Raw genomic sequence first — 18,071 nt, 5'->3', positions numbered from 1 at the left:
GGAAGGCGGAAACGAATGGCACCCGTAATAGTACCTTGCTCCGCCTTCGCGGGTGCCGTCTAGAAGCGGTAGCTCACGCCGAGCTGCACGACGGGATAGATCTTGTAGCGCTCCACCTTGTCGTTGATCTTCTGTTCCTGCTCGTCGATGTTCGCCTGCGTCGTGAACATCGAGTAAATGGCGGGCACGTTATAGTGCGTGCGCGGGCGGCCATAGGCGACGCCGAGGTCGAACGTGAGGCCGAAGCCCTTGGAGACCGGCTTGTGTCCATAGCCGATGCCGACGTAAGGCATCACGCGCGGCAGCGTGACGGTGGCCGACGGTGCCGGACCGACGGCGGGCACGAAGTCGTCGCCGATCTTGTAGTTGCCTTGCGCATTCGGCACGGCGTGGGCGGACAGTTCGTCGTCGTTGATGAGCGCGCCGGCCGTCAGGCGAAAGCCGCTCGAATGGAATGGGAACACGTCCATGTACAGGCCGCCTTGCAGCAGCTTCAGGTGGCCGTCGTACTGGTTGTCGTTCACGTTGACCGAGTGCGAGAAGCCGAGCCCCTCGAACTCCGCATGCACGCCCGTCCAGGAGTTGAGCGGCAACGCGGCGCCGATGCCCGCGCCCAGCGTGCCGCCGTGTACATAGACCTCCTGCGCCTGCGCCGTGCCCGCTAATGCAGCCAGCGCCAGCGCAGCCATCGCGGCCGCAGCCGCACTTTTTACTTGCCCTTCGAACTTCACCACCGCTTGTCTCCCGACAAAAATCAATTGCGTGGGGGTGACTTTACGGTTCGGGCGTGCGGTTCAAATGCGGGAACAGCGGGCAATTCCGGCGGCTCTTCCCACTCCATTCGGCGGCGGCGGAAAAAGCGGAAATATCGCCCTGTAATTTGTGCCGAACGCGCGTCGCGTTCGGTCTGGGTCAACCGAATAGCCCTGTTTTCAAGGGCCATTCGGTGAATCGGCCTGGGCGGCGTGCTTCGATCATGTCTTCATGGAAGAGCACCTCGCCGCGCAGGCGAGCGCGGCCGCCATGACATTTACTGCTTGATGCCTTCGGCCTGGATGTGCAGCACGGTTTGCATCTTGAAGCCGTACGTCTTGCCGAAGTCGACGCCGAAATCGTCGCGATTGAACGTCGCCGTCGATTCCGTGCCGCACACTTCGCGCTTGAGCATCGGGTTCACGAAGCACTTGAACGACTCGATCTTCAGATTCACCGGCTTCGTCACGCCATGCAGGGTCAGCGTGCCGATCACTTCCACGGGCTTGTCGCCGTCAAAGCGAATCTGCGTGCCCTTGTAGGTCGCGGTCGGGTACCTGGCCACGTCGAAGAACTTCTCGCCGACCAGTTCCGAATCCAGCTTGTCATTGCCGATATCCACCGAGCTCATGTCGATCGTCACGTCGACGGTGCCGGTCTTGGTCGCGCGGTCCAGCACCACGCTGCCGCTGCTTTTCTTGAACTTGCCGCGCCAGATCGACACGCCGCCGAAGTGGTCCGCCTCAAAGCTCGGGGCCGTGTGCGTCGGATCGAGTTGATAGGTGTCGGCAGCCATTGCGTTGAACGACAATGCGGCGGCCAGTGCGCCCGCGGCGAGCAGGAATTGCTTCTTCAAGATGTTCTCCAGGTTTAAAAAAGGATGATGACGCTTGGACGTTCTGCCGGGATATCGGCAATCACTTCTTCGAGGCGACGAGGTGGAACTTGATGACGACTTCATCGGCGACGACCGACGTGTCTTTCCATTCGCCCGTGCCCACGTCGAACTGCGAGCGCTTGATGGGCAACGAGCCGTCGAAGGTCTGAGTCGAGCCCTGGCTAGCAATGGTGACCGGCACGACGACGGTCTGCGATTTGCCCTTGATGGTCAGCTTGCCGGTGATCTTGTACTGGTTGCCGCCCGCCGGCGCGATTGCGCTGGATACAAAGGTCGCCGCCGGATAGGTGGCGCTGTCGAACCATTCCTTGCCTTGTGCCTGCTTGTTGTAATCGTCCGCGCCGAGGTCGTAGCTGCCGGTATCGATCGACACGTTCGCGCTGCCCGCCGTCGGCTTGGCCGGGTCGAACGACAATTGCGCCGAAAACTTCCTGAACTTGCCGTCGACGGGCACGTTCATCTGTTTCGTGGTCGCGATCACGGTGCTTTTGCTCGTGTCGATGTCGGCATGCGCGAGACTCGCCCCGAGCAGCGAAAGGGCGGCGACGCCCGCGAGAATGGAGTGATGGAGTGTGGTTTTCATGGTGGTACGCATCCTATCGAACCCACGCGCGCTCATTGCACACAGTGGGGAATTTGATTGCCAACAGGCCGTAGCGAATCCGCGCCCGGCAGGAAACGCGGTGACTGCGCATGGTAGGCATGCCGATAACAACCGAATAGCCGTACGCGCGAGAACACATCGTTCTACTGGTGACGCCAATGCGGGCCGGGCTTGCGCATTGCATCGAAGCGGGCAGAAAGAAAGCGCCGCTCACGACTTGGGTTATGCTGCGCACCGGGCGTTGCCCACGTATAACTCTCCATTCAGGACGTTCGTTGTGACTTCGATTTTCCTTTCATGGGGTATCGCCGCGTGTGCGACCGCCGGCGTCATCACCCGTCCTTTCAAATGGCCGGAGGCGGTGTGGGCCGTGGCCGGCGCCGTACTGCTGGTCGCGCTCGGACTGTTGCCGCTCGATCTCGCGATCGAGGCCGTCGGGAAAGGCACCGACGTCTATCTGTTCCTGTTCGGCATGATGCTGCTCTCCGAAGTCGGGCGCCGCGAGGGACTGTTCGACTGGGTCGCCGTGCTCGCGGTCAATCATGCGCAGGGCTCGCCGCGCAAGCTCTTCATGCTCGTCTATCTGGTCGGCGTGGTAATCACCGCGTTTCTCTCGAACGACGCCACCGCAGTCGTCCTCACGCCTGCCGTGTTTGCCGCCGCGAAGAAAGCCAGGACCGATCCGTTGCCGCTCCTGTTCGTCTGCGCGTTCATCGCGAATGCGGCCAGCTTCGTGCTGCCCATCTCCAACCCTGCCAACATCGTGCTGTACGGCAACCACACGCCCGCGCTCGGGCCGTGGCTCGCGCGCTTCGCATTGCCGTCGCTGCTGTCGATCGGCGCGACCTATGTGCTGCTGCGCTGGACGCAGCGCGAGGCGCTGGCCGGCACCTGCGAGGCGAATCTGGAGCCGCTGCGGCTGTCGTCCAGCGGCCGCGTGGCGCTGGCGGGCATTGCAGTGACGGCCGTCGTGCTGCTCGCGGTTTCGGCGTTCGACGTGCCGCTCGGCCTGCCCACCGCGATCCTCGGCGCGCTCACTGCCATTGTCGTGCTGATCCAGGAGCGCAAATCGCCGGTGCCGATGATCCGCGAAATTTCGTGGAGCGTATTGCCGCTCGTGGCTGCGCTCTTCGTGCTCGTTGAAATGCTGGACCACACCGGCGTGATCCGCATGCTCGCCGCGTTGACGCAAGCCGGCGCGGCGCACCATGAAGCGAGCACGGCAGGCTGGGCCGGCGCGGCGATCGCGATCGGCAGCAATCTGATGAACAACCTGCCCGCCGGGCTGATCGCCAGTTCCACTGTGATGCAGGCGCACAGCCCCGAGCGCGTGATCGACGCGCTGCTGATCGGCGTCGACCTCGGACCGAACCTGTCGATCACCGGTTCGCTTGCGACCATCCTCTGGCTCAACGCCATTCGCCGCGAAGGCGAGGACGTGAGCTTCATGCGGTTCCTGAAGGTGGGCGCCGTCGTGATGTTGCCCGCGCTCGTGCTGGCGCTCGGCGCGCGCATTCTGATCGGCTGATGCCGGGCGCGTTATGGCGCCGCGGCGCGCACGATGCGCCGCGGCCCGGTATGTTGGCGCGCGTCAGCGGGGACCGTTGATTTCCGGCGCAATCGCCGCGTGATTGAGGAGCGCGACGAGCGACATGCCGCCCACCGTATTACCCACCAGCGTCGGCACGAGAAAGCGTAGAAAGTAGTCGCCCAGGCTCGCGTCGCCGCTCATCACCGCATAAGCCACTTCCGTCGATCCGGCGATGATGTGCGAAAGATGGCTGACGGCCACCACATAGGTGATCAGCAGCACGGTTAACAGGCGCCCCGAGCGGGCGCTCGGCAACAGCCACACCATCAGCGCGATCAGCCAGCCGGCAAAAACCGCCTTCACCATGGTCGGCAGCATGTGCTCGGAGCCGACGGCCGCGCGCGACACGTCGCCGAATGCCCCGACCACCGCGGGCGCGAAGACATCCGGAATGCGCAGCATGGCGGCGAAAACCCACGTGCTCACCAGGTTGAAGAACAGCACGATGGCCCATAACCGCATGGCTTTTGCGAGTGTGCCGGGATCGCGCCGCGTCAGGACGGGCAGGACGACGGTCAGCGTGCTTTCGGTAAAAAGCTGCTGCCGCCCCATGATGACGAGCACGAAGCCCATCGAGTAGCCGAAGCTCGACACGTGATGGCGCCACGCGGTATCCGGCATGCCGGCTTCGAGCACCGCCTGCGTGAGGAACGAAAACCCCATGGAAAGCCCAGCCGCGAGCGACGACCAGATCAACGCGCCAATGGTCCGCTCGAGCGCCGCTTCGCCCTCTTCACGGACGATCTCGTGCAGCACCAGCGCGTGAGGCGCGGTGTGGTGCGCCGCCTGGTCCTGCTCGCCCTCGTTCAGATGCGGCGAATCCGCGCCGGCGTCCTCGGCGCGGGGCGCTTCGTTTTCCTTCGATCCGGCGGACGGCTGCCGTTGCTTCTCGCGTGTCGCTTCGGTCATGAGCGCACATCCTTCCAGCGCGGGCCGGGTGTTTCGCACACTGCTTCATCGGACTCCCGCAGTGCGGCAAGCGTGGCTTCGAGGCGAGCGAGCCGCGCCCGTTGCGTCGGCACGAGCTGCGCGCGCGCCAGCATGCGCAGGCGGCTGTCCCAGTACGAAAGCGGGATGGGGTCGTTCACCGAGATCCGCCCGAACACCAGTTCGAGATGGGCGATCTCCTTATCCAGGTTCTGGTAGCTCATGTGACGTGTAGAGGAAGAAACCATCAAGCAGAGGGAGACCCTGAGGCAGGTGCCGGAAACCGGCTCTGGCACTCGATTCATGGGGAGCAATCGGCGTTCCCCGATTCGTCAGGACAACGGGAATTCACCAGGCGTGGTTGCTCCCGCCATGTCCTATCCTCCAGCAAGGGCAATGGCTGCGGACGGAACCTGGCCGGATCGCATCTGACGCTTCGCGCGCGGCACGGCGGGCGGGCATTTCATGACATCGAACGACATAAATCTGCAATTGCCTTGCGGCAGCGGTTCAACAAGAATTCGACCTGTCATTGAACGGATCGCGGCACACGCAGGCGACGCTCGGTGGCTCTATCGAAGGAGTCAGTCATGAAAAAGTTGCTCGCCGCCCTCGTGCTGTGCTGCGCGTCCACCGTTACGTTCGCTCAGGCCGCTCCGCAGGCCGCCAATCCGCAGCGTGTCGAGCGCATGGTTCAGCAGCTGCAATCGCGTTTTGCGAACGCCAACACCACGCATGACGGCAAGCTCACGAGAGAGCAGGCCGCCGCCGGCATGCCGATGGTCGCGAGCCATTTCGACGAAATCGACACGCAGAAGACCGGCTACGTCACGCTGGCGCAGATCGAGAACTACATGCGCGAACGCGCCGCCGCGCGCTAAGCGGCACGCCATGCGGCCGCCTCTGCAGCACGCCGGCGCCGCGCCCGACTTCGTTTTCAATCAACACTTACCAAGCCCCTGACGCCCGACACGCGCGATGAAACCCGCCACGTCCCGCCGTTTGCGTAGTGCAGGCGCATCGATCGTCATATCGATGAGCGCGGCGCTGGCCGGTTGCGCGAGCGTCGGACCGGACTTCAAGGAACCCGAGACCACGCTGGAAAAGCAGTGGTTCGAGAGCTTGCCGCCTGCCGCGCAGGCCGCGCCCGCCGCCGAGGCCGCGTGGTGGAAAGCGTTCAACGACCCGGTGCTCAGCGCGCTCGAACAGCGGGCCTACCAGCGCAATCTGTCGTTGCAGGTCGCGGGTCTGCACATCTTCAAGGCGCGCGCGCAACTCGCAAGCGGCGTAGAGAATCTGCTGCCGCAGACGGGCAGCGTCTCGGTCGGCGCGAACCACATCAACACGAGCGGCGTCGGACCGCTGCCGCCCACGCATTTATGGGCCGAGCATTTCCACGCGAATGCCGGCTGGGAACTCGATTTCTGGGGCAAATACCGGCGCCAGATCGAATCGGATCGCGCCCAGCTACGCGTGTCCGAAGCGGCCTACGACAACGCGCTGGTGTCCATGTTCGCCGACGTCGCCAACGCGTACATCGATCTGCGCGCGCTCGAGCAGCGGATCGTGGTGGCGCAGCAGAACCTCAAATCGGTGCAAGACAGCCTCGCGCTCACCAAGGCGCGCTACACACGCGGCGCATCGAGCCAGCTCGACGTCGAACAGGCCGCCACGCTGGTTGCCGAAACAGAGGCGCAGATTCCGCCGCTCATCAAGGCGCGCGCGCAGGACCGCGACACGCTCGCGGTCCTGCTTGCCGATCCGCCGGACGCCGTGGACGCGCAACTGAAGGGCAGCAGCGCGGTCCCGGTTGCGCCGACGCAGATCGACGTCGGCATTCCCGCCGATCTACTGCGGCGCCGGCCCGACGTGCGCCAGGCCGCGCTCAATGCTGCGGCGCAGTCGGCGCTGATCGGCGCGGCCAAGGCCAAGCTCTATCCGTCCTTTTCGTTGACGGGACTTTTTGGGCTGTCGTCCGGGGAACAGCACGGCATCGGACTGTCGCAATGGGGCAGCAAGACGATCGGGTTCTTTTCGGCGGGCGTTTCACTGCCGATTTTCGACAGAGCACAACTGCAGAATGCGGTGCGCATTCAGGACGCGGCGTTTCAGGAAGCGGTGCTCGATTATCAGAACACCGTGCTGCAAGCGCAAAAAGAAGTCGAGGACGCGATTGCCGCGCTGCGCACGTCGCTCGATGCGCTCGCGGCGTCGGCGCGCGCCTCCGACGCGTCTCAGCGCGCGTTGCGGCTCGCCAACGCGCAATACCGGTCGGGCTCGGTCACCTACGACTCGGTGCTCGACGCTTCGCGTTCCGCGTTGCGCGACGGCGACTCGCTCGCGCAAAACCAGGGAATCGCCGCGCTCGCGGCGGTTTCGCTGTATCGCGCGCTCGGCGGCGGATGGGAAGTGGCACAGGGGCAGCAGGTCGTGAGCGAACAGATCGCCGACGAGATGGCACGGCGCACCGACTGGGGGCGTCTGCTCAATCCGCCGGCCAACTCGGCGTTGGCGCGCGCGGGCACGAGCGCGCCGCCGGACGGCAAATGACAGTGCGGGAATAAGAACATGGCCACACTAAAAGGAACCGGCGGGCGAACGGCGCATGCCGCGCTGCACGAAGCGTTGCGCGCGCTCTGCTGCGTTGCATGGCTCGCGGCCTTGAACGCATGTCACGAGAGCAATGCGCCCGCCGCGGAAAATGCACCGTTGCCGCAAGTCAGCGTGGTGCGTCCCGAGCCGCGCGAGGTGCGCGAGCAACTGGATCTGATGGGCAGCGTCGCGCCGTCGGCCACGGTGACGCTGGTCGCGCGCGTGCAGGGCGTGCTGAAAGACATTGGTTTCGCGGACGGCGCCCACGTGAAGCAGGGACAGGTGCTGTTTCGCATCGAGCCGGACACGTATCGCGCGCAGCTCGTCTACGACCAGGCCGCACTCGATAACGCCGAGCAGGAACTCACGCGCCAGAAGCAGCTGACGTCGGATAACGCGACGTCGGAATCGTCGCTGCAAAAAGCGCAGACCACGCGCGACCAGGCGCTCGCAAAACGCGACATGTCGCGCATCAATCTGGGCTACACGGAAATACGCGCGCCGTTCGCGGGCCGCATCGGCGCACGCGCTTTCGACGTCGGCAATGTGGTGGGCGGATCGGACTCGACGAAGCTCGCCACGCTCGACCGCATTCAGCCCGTGTACGTGAACTTCACGCTGAACGAGCGCGACGCGAACCGCATCGGCCTCTTTACGCAGGCACCGCACACCGTGCGCGTGAACGTGCCGGGCACGACCCCGCAGCAAGGCGAAGACGCCGCGCTCGAATTCGTCGATACGCGAGTCGACCCCGCCAGCGGCGCGATCAAACTGCGTGCCGATGTGGCCAATCGCGACGCGCATCTGATTCCCGGCATGTCCGTCGAGGTGCATATTCCCGCGGGCGCGCCGCAAAACGTGCTGCTGGTGCCCGACACCGCGTTGCTGCGCGAGCAGGCCGGCGCGTCCGTGCTGATCGTGAACGCCGGCAACGTGATCGAGAAGCGCAGCGTTGCGACGGGAGGCCTGCATGGGTCATTGCGCGCCATCACGGCCGGGCTCGCTCAAGCGGACCGCGTGGTGACGGGCGGCGGCCTTTCGGTGACGCCCGGCATGAAAGTGCAGACAGTCGACGCCGCCGTGCAGGGCCGCTCATGATCCGCTTCTTTGTCGAGCGTCCGGTATTTGCCAATGTCATTGCGTTGATCGTGATGCTGCTCGGCGCCGTCGCGCTGATCAATCTGCCGGTCGCGCAATATCCGCCGATCACGCCGCCCACCGTGCAGGTCGTCGCGCACTTTCCGGGCGCGAGCGCAGCGACCGTGATCGACCGCGTGGCGTTGCCGATCGAGACACAGGTCAACGGCGTGGAAAACGCGCTGTACATGCAGTCGACCAGCACCAACGACGGCACCTATACGCTCACCGTCACGTTCGCGGTGGGCACCGACGTCGACAAGGCGCAGGTGCTCGTGCAGAACCGCGTATCCGCCGCGACCGCGCAATTGCCGCAAGCGGTGCAGCAGCAAGGCGTAACCGTGAGAAAGCGCTCGACGGCGATTCTGCAGCTGTACACGCTGCAATCGCCGGATCCGAAATACGATTCGCTGTTTCTCAGCAACTACGCGGTGATTTATCTGCGCGACACGCTCGCGCGCCTGCCGGGCGTGGGCGACGTGACGGTATTCGGCACCGGGCAGTACAGCATGCGCGTCTGGCTCGATCCGCAGAAGCTCAGTGAGCGCAACCTTACCGCCGCCGACGTGATGCAGGCCATTCAAAGCCAAAGCAAGGACGTGAGCGCGGGCCAGCTTGGTTCCGAACCGAACGCGGGCGGTCAGGCATTCCAGCTCACGGTGACGATGCGCGGCGCACTGTCCACCGCGCGCGAATTCGACGACATCATCGTCAAGGCCGATTCTAATGACGGCGGCCACTTCGTGCGCATTCGCGATGTCGGGCATACGGAGCTCGGCTCGTCGAGCTACGGGCAGTTCTTTAACCTGGACGGCAAGCCGGCCGCCGGCATCGCCATTTATCAGTTGCCCGAAGCAAATGCGCTGGAAGTCGGCGATGCGGTAAAGGCGACCATGGCGCGCCTCGCGAAAGACATGCCGAAGGGCGTCAGCTACCAACTGCCGTTCGACACCACGATCTTCGTGCGGCAATCCGTGATCGACGTGTACAAGACGCTCTTCGAAGCCGCATTGCTCGTGCTCGCCGTGATTCTGCTGTTCCTGCAGAACTGGCGCGCCATGCTCGTGCCGGCCACCACCATACCCGTCACCATCATCGGCACGTTCGGCGCGATCTACATGATGGGCTTCTCGATCAACCTGCTGACACTCTTTGCGATCGTGCTCGCCATCGGCATTGTCGTGGACGATGCGATCGTCGTGGTGGAAGGCATCACGCAACATATCGAGCAGGGCAAGACGCCGAAGCAGGCCGCTATCGACGCGATGCACGAACTGCTCGGCCCGATTGTCGGCATCACGTTGGTGCTGGTGTCGGTGTTTCTGCCCTCGGCATTTCTGGGCGGCGTGACGGGTCAGATGTACCGGCAATTCGCGCTTGTCGTGGTCGCGACCACCGTTATCAGCGCGATCAATGCGGTGACGCTCAAGCCCGTGCAGAGCGTGCGCTGGTTGCGGCATCAGCGGCCCGGCACGCCGAACGTGGTGTATCGCGTGTTCGATCGCGCGTATGCGCGCGTCGAAAAAGGTTACGTGGGCGTGGTGTCGTGGTTCGTTGCGCGCTGCAAGCTCGCGCTCGTGATCGCGCTGCTGCTCGGCGGGGCGTCCGCCTATCTGCTGACGCGCGTGCCGACCAGCTTCATTCCGCTGGAAGATCAGGGCTATATGCTGATCGCCGCGCAAATCGCCGATGCGGCCTCGCTCGGCAGAACGCGCGAGGCGAGTACGGAGATCGAAAAGCGCATCGGCGCGATTCCCGGCGTGAGTCATGTGGTGTCGATCGGCGGGATTTCGCCGCTCGATAACAATGCGTCGTTGGCCAATGCCGCGCTCATCTACGTGACGCTCGACGACTGGAGCGAGCGTGGCAAGGGCAAGGACCTGCGCTCGCTCTATCAGCGCATGAACAGCGAACTGGCGAAGCTGCCCGACGTGCGCTCGGTCGTGATCGTGCCGCCGCCCATTCAGGGGCTCGGCAACAGCGGCGGCGTGCAGATGCAGGTCATGCTGACCGACGGCTCGCAGAACTATCAGCGCCTGCAAAGCGCCACGGACGCGCTCATTGCGGGCGTGTCGAAACGTCCTGAATTGCAGCGCGTTTTCAGTCCGTTCCGCGCGGCGGTGCCGACCGTCGAACTCACGCTCGACCGTGCGAAGGCCGAGTCGCTGCAAGTGCCGGTCGGCAATGTCTTCGACCTGCTGCAGGACTACGTCGGGTCGAGCTATGTAAATCAGTTCACGACGTTCAATCACACGTTCCCGGTTTTCGTGCAGGCCGACGGCGGCTTTCGCCGCGACACCGACGACATTCGCCGCTTGCAGATTCGCAGCAACAGCGGCCACATGGTCGAGCTCGGCACGTTTATCGATGCGCACACGAATGTCGGTCCGGCAGTCGCCGCGCTTTACAACCTCGCGCCGGCGGCGGCCGTCAACGGCAATCCTGCGAGCGGCTACAGCACGGGCGACGCCATCCGCGCCTTCGAGCAAGAGGCCGCGCGCATTCTGCCGGCCGGCGTCGGCTATGAATGGACCGCGATGTCGTATCAGGAGAAGCTCGTCGGCAATTCCGCTTACTGGGTGTTCGCGGTGGGCGTGCTGCTGGTGTTCTGCGTGCTCGCCGCGCAATACGAAAGCTGGCTGCTGCCCGCCGCCGTGGTGCTCGCAGTCCCGCTCGCACTGCTCGGCACGGCGGGCACGCTTGCTTTACTAGGCATAGCGAACAATCTGTATACGCAGATCGGCCTCGTGCTGCTGATCGCGTTGTCCGCGAAGAACGCGATTCTGATCGTCGAGTTCGCGCGGCATTTGCGTCTGCAAGGCGTCGGCATGACGGAGGCCGCCATTGAAGCGGCGCGCCTCCGTTTCCGGCCCATCATGATGACGTCGTTTGCGTTCATACTCGGCGTGGTGCCGCTCGTGATCGCAACCGGTGCCAGTGCGAGCGCGCGCCGCTCGCTCGGCATTGCGGTGTTCTCCGGCATGCTCGCCTCGACCTGCATCGCCGTGCTGTTCATTCCGTCGTTCTATGTGCTGCTGCAGCGCATGGCCGAACGGCACGCCGCGCGCAAGGCACACGGGGAACAAAAGGAAGCCTGAAACCAGGGAGTTTTCGCATGGATCGCCCCGCGAAGATCATCGTGCTCGACGACGAAATCGAGCTGCGCAACATGCTGCAGCGTTTCTTGCGCGGTCAGGGCTTCGACGTGCGAGTCGCAGAAGACGGCAAGCGGCTCGACCGCTATCTCGAGCGCGAGCCGTTCGACCTGCTGGTGCTCGATCTGATGATCGGCGAGGAAGACGGACTCGCGATCTGCGCGCGGCTGCGCGCGCAAGGCCAGACCTTGCCGATCCTCATGCTGACGGCGAAAGGCGATCCGCTCGACAAGGTGCTGGGACTCGAAACCGGCGCGGACGACTATCTCGCGAAGCCGTTTCTGCCGCGCGAACTGGTTGCGCGCATCAATGCGCTGTTGCGTCGCCAGAAGATCGCTTCCGGCGATGTCACCGTCACCTCGCAATGCGTGCGCTTCGGCGACTTCACGCTCGATGTGGTCAAGCAGCAACTCACGCGCGGCGGCGCCGTGCTCGACATTCATTCCGCGCAGATGCTGCTGCTCGTCGCGCTGGCGTCGTCGCCGAACCGGCCGGTGAGCCGCGACAACCTGCTCGCCCGCGCGCGAGGCCGCGACCACGACGCGCTCGATCGCAGCATCGACGTGCAGGTGCTGCGCCTGCGGCAGATCGTCGAGAACGATCCGTCCAAGCCGCGCTTCATCAAGACGGTGTGGGGCGTCGGTTACATGCTGGTCGCGGACGTCGACTCATGACGCGCCCGCTGCTGCGAAGCGTATTGCCGCGCACGCTGCTCGCGCGCAACATCGCCTTGCTGATCGCGCTCGTCGTGTTGAGCCAGGTGTGCTCGCTCGGCGTGCTGCTGCATTACGTGCAGCGGCCGCGCGTCGAGCGTGCGGCCGCTGTGTTCGCCACTTATGTGACGACGCTCGACAGTCTGCTGCAAAGCACGCCGGCCGGCGCGCGCGACGCGCTGACCGCACGGCTCGACGCGCGGACGCGGCTTCCTGACAGCGCGCAAGCCGAGCCGCCGCCAAGTGTGCTGCGGGCGTATCGCAACTATCAGCGCAGGGTGTTCCTCGATAGTTTGCGAAAGCATCTTCCCGCCGACATGGAGGCGCGCTGGCAGACCGAAGGCGGCCAGCGGCTGTGGATTCGCCTGCATGCGCCGGCCGCTGCGTCGGGCGCCGCGGCGCCTCGCGCGCCCTACTGGATCGCGCTGCCGATTCCCGAAGACGCGCAGGGCAATGGGCTCGACGCGGCGATTCTGCTTTCGCTCGGTCTCGCCGCGCTCGCGGCCCTGACCGGCTATGCGATCCAGCTTCACCTGAACCGGCCGCTTCAGGAATTGACTCACGCGGCGCGGCGCCTGAGTGCCGGCGACACGCCGCCGCCGCTGCCCACCGACGGTCCAGTCGAAATCGCCGCGGTAAGCAGCGCCTTCAACCAGATGACAGAGGCGCTGAAACAAGCCGAGGCGACGCGCGCGCTGATGCTCGCGGGCATCTCGCACGATATCCGCACGCCGCTCACCAAACTGCGTCTTTCGATGGCCATGGCGATGCCCGACGGTAGCGACAGCAGCTTCGTGGTGGCGGCCGAGTCGTATCTCGATCAGATCGAAACCATCTTGCAGCAGTTCATGGATTACGCGGGCAGCGGCGAGCGAGAGCCCGCCGAGCCTGGCGATCTGAATGCGTTGGTCGAACGGCTGGCCGGCGACTTTGCCGGACTGGGGCATGAGTTCGAGCTGTCGCTCGCGCGCCTGCCGCTCGTCGACTACCGGCCCGTGAGCATGATGCGGCTCCTGATGAACCTGATGCAGAACGCGATCGTGTACGGCGGCAGCGGACTCGCGGTGCGCAGCTGGGCGACCCACGACGCGGTGTATGTAGCCGTCGGCGACCGGGGCAAGGGCTTATCGGCGGAGGAGCTGGAGCAGCTCAAGGCGCCGTTCCAGCGCGGCCGCAATGCACGGGCGCATAGCGGCGGCACGGGCTTGGGACTCGCCATTGTCGAGCGAATTGCGCGGCTGCACGGCGGCAGGGTGGAATTCCACGCGCGCGAGGGCGGCGGGTTGGAGGTGTGGGTGGTCTTGCCGGCCCGAGCCGGCTAACGCAGGCTTGCCGCAGAGGCGGCGCGGTTGGCGCGCTGATGGCCGCGCTCCTGGCACGTCCCTGGCCCGCTGCAGCAACGCGTTCAGGTCGACTCGCGATCCAGCCACGCATCCAGTCCCACACGGAACGCCACGCCGGCAATTACCGGTACGGTAAGCATCAGAATGATGCCGAAGTTAGGAACCGGGTCGCCGTAAGCGATCGGCTCATACAGCACGACGCCCGCGACGATCGCGAAAACGATGACGCCGACGGCTACCATCAGAAGATTGCGCGCCGTGATGGAGAGCTCTTTGCGCCCGGCCTTGGCGGGGCTAGGGCTGGCGGCGGGGGCGGGGTCGTGTTGGGCAGGCATGATGGCTCTCGTGACAGAAACGCGGCGCGGGCTCACGCGCGCATTCGGCGGCAAAACAGGGCGCGCCCGGCATCATACCCGGGCGCGGACGGGCCGCGCAGTTCGCCGCGTGCGGTTGCACCGATATCAACCAATATATGCCGCATTGCGCGCCATGGGGCCAAAAGCGCATACGCGGCAACGCTGCGCAGCGTTACCACGACGCGGCTATCGGATCGACCCATTCCGCGAGCTCGCGCCGCAATTGCGCGAGGTCGAACGGTTTGCCGAGTATCCGCGCGCCGGGAATGGGCTCGCCGATCGGCGCGTGCGCGCCGTAGCCCGACACCAGCAGCACGTGCACGTCCGGCTGCTCGTGCCGCACCGCGCGCGCGAGGTTGTCGCCCGACATGCCGGGCAAGGTGATGTCGGTGCAGAGAATGTCGTAGCGCTGCGCCGGCACGAGCGGCAGCGCTTCTTCGGCGCTCCCGACCGGCGTGCAGTCGAGCCCCAGCGCGCCGAGCAGCAGGCTCAGCGCCTCGCGGGAATCGGCGTCGTCCTCGACGAGCAGCACATGAGGCGGCGTGCGCGCCGGCGCTGCGTTGGGCGCGGCGTCAGGCTCGGGCGCGGGTTCGCGCTTGCGTGCGGCGCCGCCTGGCGCAGTGGGACTGCCCTGCGTGTCCGCGCCCGCCGGGTCATAAGCGCCGCTCGGCACGCACGCGGCGATTTCCCGGTCGGTCATCTTGCCGACGGACGCCGCACAGGCCGCTGGCACATGCGCCGCACGCAGCACGCTGCGCACCTTGCGGGCGAGGTCGTCGCGGCGGTAGGGCTTCGACAGCAGCGTGATACCGGCGTCGAGCTTGCCGTGATGGACGATCTCGTCGCGCGTGTAGCCCGAGGTGAACAGCGTCGGCACCGCGGGCACGCGCGCCGCGGCGCGGCGCGCCAATTCGACGCTCTTGATCTTGCCGGGCATCACCACGTCGGTGAACAACAGGTCGATCGGCACGTCGCTGTTGATGAAGTCGAGCGCCGCGTCGCCGCTCGAAGCGGTCAGCACCTTGTAGCCGAGCTGCGCCAGCATTTCCACGACGGTCAGGCGCACGTCCGCGTCGTCCTCGACCACGAGGATGGTTTCGCCGCCGCCTGCCGGCGCGCTGGTTTCGTCGGCGGTTTCCGCGGTTTCGGGCTCGCAGCAGCGCGGGAAGAAGAGCGACACGGTGGTGCCGCGTCCCACTTCGCTTTCGATCAGCGTATGCCCGCCGCTTTGCCTCACGAAGCCGAACACCATGCTGAGGCCGAGACCCGTGCCGTGACCATGCGGCTTGGTCGTGAAAAACGGCTCGAACGCGTGTTCGAGCACGTCGGGCGCCATGCCGGCGCCCGTATCGGTGACGGAAAAGACCACGTATTCACCCGGCGACAGCTCCGGTTTGTCGCTGCAAAACGCTGCGTCCAGCACGCGGTTCGCGGCGCACACGGTGAGCGTGCCGTCGGCCTTCATCGCGTCGCGCGCGTTGATGGCGAGGTTGAGCAGCGCGTTTTCCAGCTGGTTGCGGTCGACCTGCACGTGCCACAGATGCTCGCTCAGCACGGTTTCGATCCGCACGGTTTCGCCGAGCGCGCGATGCAGCATCTCGCTCATGCCGGCGAGCAGGCGGCGCGGATTGAGCACGGTGGGCGAGAGCGGCTGGCGCCGCGCGAACGCGAGCAGATGGGCGGCCAGCTTCGCGCCGCGCTTGACGGCGTCCGTCGCCGCGGACAAACGGCGCAACGTGGCGGGATTGTCGCCGGCGTCGGCGGCCATCATCTGCAGATTGCCGTTGATGACTTGCAGCACGTTGTTGAAGTCGTGTGCGACGCCGCCTGTGAGGCTGCCGATCGCTTCCATTTTCTGCGACTGACGCAACTGTTCTTCAGCGAGCGCGCGCGCAGCGACCGCATCGGCGACGCGCTGTTCGAGCGTTTCCGTCAACTGACGCAGCGACTGTTCGGCGATCTTGCGCTCGTGGATGTCGATCAGCACCGCCGGAAAGCGCATGGGCTGCCCGTGTTCGTCGAACTCGCACCGGCCGTTTGCCTGCACCCACGCATATTCGCCGTCGGGCCGCCGGATCCGGTACTCGGCGCGAAACGGCACGCCTTCGCGCAGTGCGTCTGTCCTCAGACGTTCGAGCAGCGACTGGTCGTCCGGATGGATCATTGTGGTCGCGGCGCTGTGATCGACGCCCTGGGCGGCTTCTTCCACGCTAAAAGAAAAGGTGCGGGCAAAGCGCTCGTCGCCGGTAATCTTGCCGGTCTGCATGTCGACGACGCAGGTGCCGAGCACCGCGCCCGTATTGAGCGCGAGTTGCAGACGTTCGTTGGTCTCGTGCAGCTCGGCTTCGGCGCGTTGCCGCCAGCGCTCGGTGAGCACCCGCCCCGTGGTTTCGACCACGACGGCGAGCACGCCCGCGGGTGCGCCGCTGTCGTCGGCGACCGGGCTGTAGTAGAGATCCATCCACACGTCCTCGGGCTTGCCCTCGCGCAGCAGCACGAGTTCCTTGTCGCGATACGAGAGCGTGCCGCCGGCGAGGCACGTTTGCATTACATGACGGTTGAAGTCGGCGACCTCGGGCCAGCCTGCTTCGACAGGACATCCCAGCAGATAGGGATGGCGTCCGCCCGCGAAAACGGCGTACGCGTCGTTATAGATCATGTAGCCGGATTTGCCCCACAGCAGCACGAGCGGCACAGGCGAAGCGAGCAGCAGCTGCACCGTCGCGGTCAGGCTGCGCGGCCAGTCCGCAATCGCGCCGATGCCGGTGGCCGACCAGTCGAACTCGCTGATGCGGCGCGCCATTTCGCCGCTCCAGCCTGGACAGCCATGATCTTGTGCCGGGAATGGCATGCAGCGCTCCACGTAAATCGCGTTGACGAGTGGGTCTCCAGTCTGCCGTTTAGCATTCTCCACGTAAAGGGCCGATACGCGGCGTACGCGCATTCGTTGCGTGCGCACCGGAGTGCGCGCAACTTTTACCTGCGCCGTTCGCGCACGCGCTTCAAAAAGCGGCAATAAGCGCGTGCCCGCGTCCTTACAGAATGCTTCGCGCGATAGGCTCGATTTCTGCTGATTGTTCATGCATGGCCCGTGCGTGTGACGATGCACGCGACGGGCGCCGGCGACGACGCGTGTCGCGCCGGCTTCGCCTATCGATAAGAGCGGACCGTACGATGTCGAAAAAGCCCGTCGCAACCAGCAAGCAGTCGAAGCAACCCGCCAGCCGGCGTCCAAAGAACGTTCCTCGAGCCGACGGGCGTCAGCGGCTCCTCACCGCGCGCCGCAACGCGCGAATGGCGCGCTCCGCGCATGCGTACGTGCGCGGCAGCACGAGCAGGTTCTACGAATGGCTCGACGGAATCGAGGGGCACGCGCTACCCGAAGGCCCGGCGGTGTGGATTTGCGGCGATTGCCACACCGGCAATCTGGGGCCGGTCGCCGATTCGTATGGGCGCGCGACGGCGCGGCGGCGGACGGCGGCGACCCGTGCCTCATCGACATCAAGGAAGCCGCGCAGGCAGCGGCGCCTCGCTATTCGGGGGTGAGAATGCCGCGCGATAACGCCGAGCGTGTGGTGGAAGGCGCATGGCATCTGTCGCCGTCGCTCGGCGAGCGGATGCGCTCGGCGCGTCTCGCGGACCGGCCGGTCGTATTGCGCGAGCTGCTGCCGCAGGACATGAAGCTGACCATCGAGCAACTGACGCGCGACGAAGCGACGAAGGCGGCGCGCTTTCTTGCGCTGGTGGTCGGCAAGGCGCACGCGCGGCAGATGGACCTCGCCGAACGCAAGGCATGGCTTGGCGAGCTGCGCAAGAACCGCTCGAAGACACTCGACGCCCCGGGCTGGCTGTGGAAAAGCATCGTGCAACTGGTGAGCAGCCACGCGGCCGGCTACCTCGAGCATTGCCGCAAGTATGCGACCGGCGCGGGGGAGGATTGACGCGCCCTGCATGCGGCCGGGGCGCCATGCGCGACCCGGCCGGAGAAGGCAAATGCAGACG

At 65.4% G+C, this 18,071-nt stretch carries 14 protein-coding genes and 1 pseudogene; 8 read left to right on the top strand and 7 right to left on the bottom strand.

Features of this window, described 5'->3' with window-relative positions; translation table 11 throughout:
* Positions 1 to 59: 59 nt before the first annotated feature.
* From ACEN8U_RS11095 to ACEN8U_RS11085, 3 genes are all read right to left on the bottom strand, one after another.
* On the bottom strand, positions 60 to 734 hold the full coding sequence (locus ACEN8U_RS11095) for a hypothetical protein (protein ID WP_014973055.1): 675 nt from the start codon (positions 732 to 734) through the stop codon (positions 60 to 62).
* Between the two features lie 296 nt (positions 735 to 1,030).
* Entirely contained in the window at positions 1,031 to 1,609 is a 579-nt protein-coding gene (locus ACEN8U_RS11090) for a YceI family protein (protein WP_310109228.1), read from the bottom strand.
* A gap of 61 nt (positions 1,610 to 1,670) precedes the next feature.
* Entirely contained in the window at positions 1,671 to 2,234 is a 564-nt protein-coding gene (locus tag ACEN8U_RS11085; protein WP_310109223.1) for a YceI family protein, read from the bottom strand.
* 298 nt (positions 2,235 to 2,532) lie between these two features.
* Between ACEN8U_RS11085 and ACEN8U_RS11080 the strand changes: the two genes are divergently transcribed.
* A complete protein-coding gene (locus ACEN8U_RS11080) occupies positions 2,533 to 3,783 on the top strand; it encodes an arsenic transporter (protein WP_310109220.1) in 1,251 nt (416 codons plus the stop codon).
* 63 nt (positions 3,784 to 3,846) lie between these two features.
* Here the strand turns inward: ACEN8U_RS11080 and ACEN8U_RS11075 are convergent, their stop codons facing one another.
* Both ACEN8U_RS11075 and ACEN8U_RS11070 read right to left on the bottom strand, forming a co-directional pair.
* Positions 3,847 to 4,755, bottom strand: a complete 909-nt coding sequence (locus ACEN8U_RS11075; protein ID WP_310109217.1) for a formate/nitrite transporter family protein — start codon at positions 4,753 to 4,755, stop codon at positions 3,847 to 3,849.
* Positions 4,752 to 4,997, bottom strand: a complete 246-nt coding sequence (locus tag ACEN8U_RS11070) for a hypothetical protein (RefSeq protein ID WP_013591778.1) — start codon at positions 4,995 to 4,997, stop codon at positions 4,752 to 4,754. Before ACEN8U_RS11070 ends, ACEN8U_RS11075 begins: the two co-directional genes overlap by 4 nt.
* 366 nt (positions 4,998 to 5,363) lie before the next feature.
* On the opposite strand from ACEN8U_RS11070, the gene ACEN8U_RS11065 reads away from it, so the two are divergent.
* The 6 genes from ACEN8U_RS11065 to ACEN8U_RS11040 all read left to right on the top strand — a co-directional run bounded on the left by ACEN8U_RS11065 (position 5,364) and on the right by ACEN8U_RS11040 (position 13,692).
* On the top strand, positions 5,364 to 5,654 hold the full coding sequence (locus ACEN8U_RS11065) for a hypothetical protein (protein WP_014973058.1): 291 nt from the start codon (positions 5,364 to 5,366) through the stop codon (positions 5,652 to 5,654).
* Between the two features lie 97 nt (positions 5,655 to 5,751).
* A complete protein-coding gene (locus ACEN8U_RS11060; RefSeq protein WP_310109214.1) occupies positions 5,752 to 7,323 on the top strand; it encodes an efflux transporter outer membrane subunit in 1,572 nt (523 codons plus the stop codon).
* A gap of 18 nt (positions 7,324 to 7,341) precedes the next feature.
* Positions 7,342 to 8,463 (top strand): efflux RND transporter periplasmic adaptor subunit, encoded by a 1,122-nt coding sequence (locus tag ACEN8U_RS11055; protein WP_310109211.1) that lies wholly within the window; start codon positions 7,342 to 7,344, stop codon positions 8,461 to 8,463.
* Positions 8,460 to 11,600, top strand: coding sequence for an efflux RND transporter permease subunit (locus ACEN8U_RS11050; protein WP_310109208.1), 3,141 nt, complete (start codon positions 8,460 to 8,462; stop codon positions 11,598 to 11,600). Before ACEN8U_RS11055 ends, ACEN8U_RS11050 begins: the two co-directional genes overlap by 4 nt.
* Positions 11,601 to 11,617: 17 nt before the next feature.
* On the top strand, positions 11,618 to 12,331 hold the full coding sequence (locus ACEN8U_RS11045; RefSeq protein ID WP_013591783.1) for a response regulator: 714 nt from the start codon (positions 11,618 to 11,620) through the stop codon (positions 12,329 to 12,331).
* A complete protein-coding gene (locus ACEN8U_RS11040) occupies positions 12,328 to 13,692 on the top strand; it encodes an ATP-binding protein (protein WP_310109205.1) in 1,365 nt (454 codons plus the stop codon). Before ACEN8U_RS11045 ends, ACEN8U_RS11040 begins: the two co-directional genes overlap by 4 nt.
* A gap of 83 nt (positions 13,693 to 13,775) precedes the next feature.
* Here ACEN8U_RS11040 and ACEN8U_RS11035 read toward each other — a convergent pair whose 3' ends face one another.
* Entirely contained in the window at positions 13,776 to 14,048 is a 273-nt protein-coding gene (locus ACEN8U_RS11035; protein WP_310109202.1) for a hypothetical protein, read from the bottom strand.
* 193 nt (positions 14,049 to 14,241) lie between these two features.
* Positions 14,242 to 16,920, bottom strand: a complete 2,679-nt coding sequence (locus tag ACEN8U_RS11030; protein WP_310109199.1) for a response regulator — start codon at positions 16,918 to 16,920, stop codon at positions 14,242 to 14,244.
* Positions 16,921 to 17,243: 323 nt separating this feature from the next.
* Between ACEN8U_RS11030 and ACEN8U_RS11025 the strand changes: the two are divergent.
* A pseudogene (locus ACEN8U_RS11025) lies at positions 17,244 to 18,010 on the top strand (DUF2252 family protein).
* Positions 18,011 to 18,071: the final 61 nt, after the last annotated feature.

Source organism: Paraburkholderia phenoliruptrix (assembly GCF_047325075.1).
In the GTDB taxonomy this organism is placed as follows: Bacteria; Pseudomonadota; Gammaproteobacteria; order Burkholderiales; family Burkholderiaceae; genus Paraburkholderia; species Paraburkholderia phenoliruptrix.
Note: the sequence above shows the minus strand (reverse complement) of the source record. Positions and strands in the feature narration are given on the sequence as shown.